The organism is Micrococcus sp. HMSC31B01, assembly GCF_001816085.1.
GTDB classification, from domain to species: domain Bacteria; phylum Actinomycetota; class Actinomycetes; order Actinomycetales; family Micrococcaceae; genus Micrococcus; species Micrococcus luteus.
This window is the reverse complement of record NZ_KV824967.1, coordinates 1-1,763: the sequence shown is the minus strand read 5'-3', so window position 1 is coordinate 1,763 and position 1,763 is coordinate 1. Positions and strand designations below refer to the sequence as shown.

The 1,763-nt window shown below is 66.1% G+C and carries 3 protein-coding genes; all 3 read right to left on the bottom strand.

The features are described 5' to 3' along the window. Positions 1-238: transposase (locus HMPREF3105_RS13330; protein ID WP_371441092.1), on the bottom strand; the 238-nt coding region annotated here is incomplete at its 3' end. After that, positions 204-593 carry an IS5 family transposase gene (locus tag HMPREF3105_RS02200; RefSeq protein WP_036383400.1) on the bottom strand — a complete coding sequence of 130 codons (390 nt, stop codon included), beginning with the start codon at positions 591-593 and terminating at the stop codon, positions 204-206. The genes HMPREF3105_RS02200 and HMPREF3105_RS13330, both read right to left, overlap by 35 nt. 468 nt (positions 594-1,061) lie before the next feature. Continuing rightward, positions 1,062-1,763: DUF6308 family protein (locus tag HMPREF3105_RS02190; protein WP_246830317.1), on the bottom strand; the 702-nt coding region annotated here is incomplete at its 5' end.

Below are 1,763 nucleotides of genomic sequence, written 5' to 3'. Positions count from 1 at the left end.
CCCCGCTTACACAGACAAGTTGACACGCCCCCCGGGGCCGCCCACGGGCCCCGGCAACGCTGATCTGCTCCAGCGTGGTGGCCAGCATCGAGGTGTCCGCCACCTGCCCGCCGGTCACCACGAACGCCAGCACCCTGCCCTTGCCATCACAGACCAGATGATTCTTCGTCGTCAGACCGCCACGGGAGCGTCCGATGGCATGGTCAGCCGGCTCGTCCGTTGATTTCTTGTAGTTCATCCAGGCCCCCTGTGGGGCGGGGCAGGGTCGCCCCGTGCTGGTGGACGCGCACGATCGTGGAATCGATCGAAGCCACCCAATCCAGCTCGCCAGCCTGCTGTGCCATCGACTGAGTGCGCTCGAGCACCTGCTCCCACACGCCTTGGGCGGCCCACCGGTTGAAGTTCTTGTAGATCGTGTTCCAGTTCCCGAACCGCTCGGGCAGATCCCGCCACGGCGCCCCCGTGCGGAAGCGCCACGCGGTGGCCTCGACCACCGCGCGCCGATCCACCGGCGGCCGACCCGTGGACTTCGGGGCAGGGAACAGCGGGCCGATCACGGCCCAGAGCTCGTCCGAGATGACATCACGCGACATGACCCCAGACTCGCGCATCCACGTCCCCGAATCCTTTAGCAACACGCCCTAAGAAGCCGCGGATCGCCGCTGTTGGGTTTAGCTTGGTGAAGAAGATAGAGCGTATGGCGATCGCCCTGCAGATGACCCACTTGTAGGCGCAGAGCCCGTACTTCACCGAGAGTTCCTCCCTGGTCCGCAGGGTGGGCAAAGGCCTCGGCCTGAACGGCGTCGACGTGCTTGCTGTGGCAGGCCATGGCTTCACCAACTGCAAGGAGGTCGTGCCTACGCCATGCTCTTCGTGCCCTCCGTGGCGGGATCCCTCACGAAGAGTGCGAGCTGAACAGCGACGAGGACGTGCCGGCCGACGTCGAACTGCTGACCGGGGTGCTGGCGCGCATAGTGGAGGGGATTTGGAGGGGTCGGGATAGGCAGCGCGGCGGGCAGTCCCGCCCCAGGCTAGCGGTGCTGGTCTCCTCCGAGGGCTGATCATGGGACTGGCCCCCAGTACGCCTTGGCCTCCATCCAGGCGAGGACATCGAAGACCCGGAGTACCGAGACCTCGGTGGGCAGTGACGCCGCCGAATGGTAGGACGCGAGTCGCTGCCATATGGTCCGCTCCTGGGCGGAGAACTCTGCATGGAGCAGTGCCCGGCCCACGTAACCGTCCTTTCGGGTCTCATGGAAGACGGTCTGGCGTAGCTCGGCGTCAATGATTGGGAAGAGTCGCGGCCGCTTGCGGGCGACGAGCTTCGACGCGATCGTGGGGCCGATCTTCGGCAGGGTCTTCAGCGCCTCATAGAGCTCGTACACCGGTGCCATGTCCTTGCCGGACGGGTCCGGGTCGACGTCGATGAAGTCGCGGTCGGGGCCGACGGCCTCCAGTAGCCCAGCGAAGTGCACCCTCTGTGTGATGAGCAGATGCACGACCGCATGCCCCGGCACTGGCGTGTTCAGCAGGGCGGCGGAGGCGACGTCGTCGGAGGTGAACACGTTCGCGGACGCTGCGCGCGTCCCGCTCGGGTCGAACCCGTCCCATCGGCCGCCGATGAACTTTCCGGGCGTGAAGTAGTGGCCGAGGAGGTCGACGGCACGATCGGTCTGATCGGAGACGACGGTGCGGGGCAGGTGCAGCTGGGGTGCGGTCATGGCTTCCTCTTCCACTAGATGTAGGAGGGCATGACGTTGTTG

Excerpts from the sequence above, each read along its gene's own strand:
- HMPREF3105_RS02200 (WP_036383400.1), bottom strand. The coding sequence starts at position 593 with ATGTCGCGTGATGTCATCTCGGACGAGCTCTGGGCCGTGATCGGCCCG.